Origin of the sequence: Megasphaera sp. AF13-6AC (genome assembly GCF_027685385.1) — a bacterium.
GTDB lineage: Bacteria > Bacillota > Negativicutes > Veillonellales > Megasphaeraceae > Megasphaera > Megasphaera micronuciformis.
In genome coordinates this window covers 5,345-8,699 of record NZ_JAQCUN010000052.1, presented here as the reverse complement: position 1 = coordinate 8,699, position 3,355 = coordinate 5,345, and the positions used below count along the sequence as shown (strand labels likewise).

Genomic DNA, 3,355 nt, shown 5'->3' with positions numbered 1-3,355 from the left:
ATGGTCTTTGTGGCTTCCAGCATAGGATACGTCGTTTGGGATAATTCATTACCCTTCGACGCTTCCGCTCCGATATTAAGTAAGCCTATTTTCGGCGACTCGATATTAAAGATATATTTTGCATAATGGGTTCCCATAATGGCCGCTTGTACAAGATGTTTGGGTTTACTGTCCGAATTGGCACCTGAATCCAAAAGAACACTCACACCTTTTTTAGACGGAATGGGAGTCGCAATACAGGGTCGTTCAATACCCTTAATACGCCCTAATCCCAATAAGGCCGCCGTAACGGCAGCGCCGGTGCTTCCCGGGGCTACAACGGCATCACAGACGCCCTCTTTTACCAGGCGGGTTGCCACTACAATAGACGCATCCTTTTTCTTACGAATAGCTTGCGCCGGATGTTCATCCATTTCAATGACTTCCGCTGCATGAACGATCGTAAGTCGTTCCGATTCTTCGGATCCGTGTTCGGCCATGACCTTACGTATTTTCTTTTCATCTCCTACGAGGACAACATCATACTTATATGCCTTAACCGCTTCAATGGCTCCGAGAACCACTTCTTCCGGTGCATAGTCGCCACCCATAGCATCGACTGCTATTTTCATGCGTATCGCCCCTGTTACTCTAATGATTCAATAATAAACTTAGCCCGAAATACTTCTTTCGCATTTTTGCGAATTTTTACCCATACATATCGTTTATCATCCCGTCTGCGAATGACTTCCGCTCTGGCGACCAGTTTGTCTCCTACCGTAACGGGTTGCTTATATTTTACATTGCCTACAGCCATAATACAAACGGGGATATTGGCAACTGCCTTAGCCAACGAGCCTGCCTGCGCATATAAATACTGCGATTTAACGATATGTGCCTCGTCAACCATATCCTCAGTAGCCGTCATAACGGATATACCGCTTTCTCCGGGAACACATTCCACCAACTCTCCAAGTACACCGGCCAATTTCGTTTCCGGTCCGGCCGCTACGGCCCGTTGCTTAATGCGAATACGTAATTCAGGTATCCCCAAAGCCATGCGATCCAACCGTATAGTCGCAATGCTGACGGAAAATTCCTCAGCCAACTCTTCATCATTGATGAAAGGATTTTCCTCTATTCTCTTTTTCAGCAATTCATGCCGTTCATCTCGTCCCGTTCTCGCCATGATATCACCCTAGTTTTATGACCAAGTGTTAATAGTACATACTATGAAAATTATATATTGTTTTCCCTCTTTTGGCAAGAAAAAAGTATGCATACAGCGTCTTCACTCATACGAAAAACGCCACATGCATACTTCTATTTTAATATTTGTCGAAATCCATATCATTTAAAATATCTTTCAACTTCATTAATTCTTCTTTAGTTAACGTAATACCTTTTGTCATAGCCTGATAATCGGGATCCCAGGAACGCAAATCAAACTTGGCCGCCCGGTTGTTCCAGCTGATATACGTCAATTCTTTACGCCAGCCGTCCTTGTTTTCCGATAAGGTGCCGCAAATGTCTTCAATATTGAAATTAAGCTGTACCATACTCTTTATCTCCTCTACAGGCGGTTTTAAGACCGCTAATATTTTTTACTAAAAATCAGTGTTATATGTTATCATATCAAACCGCCGTCCAAAGTCAATAAAGAAACTCCGATTTTTAATGAGACGAGCCTTTTTTCGAAAATAATCCGCCATGTGCTTCCTGTATGTCAAAGATGGAAACAAAGGCATTCGGGTCGACTTCAGTCACCGTGGCACGCAATTGCATAACTTCCAATCGGGATACGACACAGTAAAGAACCCACATCTTATGTCGCGCATATGCCCCTTCACCGTGTAACAATGTAACACCGCGATGCAGTTCACGCGTAATGACTCGCGATACTTCCTCATCCTTTTTGGTTACTATAAGTACGCCCTTCATTTCATCCAACCCGTTGGATACGACATCAATAGCCTTGTAAGCAATAAAGTACGCAATAAGAGAATACATGGCGCTGTTCCACGAAAAGACGAAACCCGATACACCGAGAATGAAGAAGTTAAAGAACATAATAATTTCACCTACCGAAAAAGGCAGGCGACGATCACCGATAATGGCCAACATTTCCGTACCGTCCAAAGCGCCGCCGAAGCGAATAATAAGGCCTACGCCGACACCGATAATAATCCCGCCGAAAACGGTAGACAAAAAAGGATCCTTAGTTACCGCCTCCAGATGTATATAATCAACGACACGGCTCCATATGGCCAACCATAAAATGGAATAAAGGGATGCGAGGGTAAAACGAGCCCCGATTTTTTTATAGCCTAAATACAAAAACGGTAAGTTTAAGACAACGATAAAGGTTGAAAAGGAAAGGTTTGTCAAGGCCGCCGCCATCAATGAAATGCCGACAACGCCGCCGTCAATAACATGGTTAGGCGTTAAAAATACGTCCAGTCCCAATGTATAGACGAGTGCGCCGAATGCCAAGGCCACGGCTTTCGTAATATATCTGGTTACCATGTCTTTTTCCTTTCCCGTACAAATCTGAGCCCGATAATCCAAGCTACAAAGTCGTCTACCGGTTCAGGCGGATATTGCCATGATGTCGGCACAAACTTTCTCCACCCCTTACGCGGTGTATACTGCCAATAGAGTTTACGTCCTTCGACGGTCGTGAATTTTTCATTAACATATGAAAAACTCACTTCGTCATGCCCTTCGCCGATCCATGACTTAACGAGATTCCCCAAGCTTTCGTGACGAGTCCCGTCCCCCATAACTACCGACTTCAGTGCTCCCGAATCGTAACACTCCTGTACGTATTGCAACAGGGACTGAGTAGGAATAATTCGCTTTTCTTTCAGTTCTCCGTCTTCATCAACCAGTGCCACTCCCGTTTTTACAGATCCCGGGTCAATAGCTAAAATCACGGCTTACCTCCTGTTCGGCTCAACACGAATTTCAATACGCAAAGGTCCGGCCGTAAAGATATTCTGAGTCGTAACGGCTCGCAACGTAAGTCCCGTATTTCCATAGGCCTTCATACGGGAAATGGTGTCAAACATTTCGACGGCCGTCAAGGCCCCTACGTTACCGCTCAAGGGGTCGGGCAGGATTCCGTCAGCCTGAGCACTGCGATTGACATTATGCAGAAAATGCAGGAGTTGTAATTCCGCTCCGCTCTCAATTTCTTCACTTGTAAAGTATTCCGTATATACTTCTCTGCCCCGATTATAAACCAGGTTATTATCATATATATTTACATGTACCAAAGCGGGCTCACCCGTAATGATATTTCCGGCAGCCGTAACGCGAATCAGTTTACTATCCTTGGGAGAGTTGCTGAGTTCCTGTACGGTTCGCTCAAACT

At 44.8% G+C, this 3,355-nt stretch carries 5 protein-coding genes and 1 pseudogene; all 6 read right to left on the bottom strand.

What is annotated here, in order from left to right:
* On the bottom strand, positions 1-611 hold a 611-nt coding region (locus PGX78_RS04300), incomplete at its 3' end, for a phosphate acyltransferase (protein WP_442864792.1).
* 14 nt (positions 612-625) lie between these two features.
* Positions 626-1,168, bottom strand: a complete 543-nt coding sequence (gene fapR / locus PGX78_RS04295; protein WP_270445529.1) for a transcription factor FapR — start codon at positions 1,166-1,168, stop codon at positions 626-628.
* Positions 1,169-1,307: 139 nt separating this feature from the next.
* Complete coding sequence (locus PGX78_RS04290) at positions 1,308-1,538, bottom strand: YdbC family protein (RefSeq protein WP_006940944.1); 231 nt, start codon at positions 1,536-1,538, stop codon at positions 1,308-1,310.
* Positions 1,539-1,653: 115 nt separating this feature from the next.
* Positions 1,654-2,505 (bottom strand): YitT family protein, encoded by an 852-nt coding sequence (locus tag PGX78_RS04285; protein ID WP_270445528.1) that lies wholly within the window; start codon positions 2,503-2,505, stop codon positions 1,654-1,656.
* The gene (locus PGX78_RS04280) at positions 2,499-2,915 is read right to left on the bottom strand and encodes a hypothetical protein (RefSeq protein WP_270445527.1); all 417 of its coding nucleotides are present in this window, start codon (positions 2,913-2,915) and stop codon (positions 2,499-2,501) included. The genes PGX78_RS04285 and PGX78_RS04280 overlap by 7 nt, the downstream gene beginning before the upstream one ends.
* A 3-nt stretch (positions 2,916-2,918) precedes the next feature.
* Positions 2,919-3,355 (bottom strand): annotated as a pseudogene (locus PGX78_RS04275) (DUF3084 domain-containing protein); the annotation flags it as partial.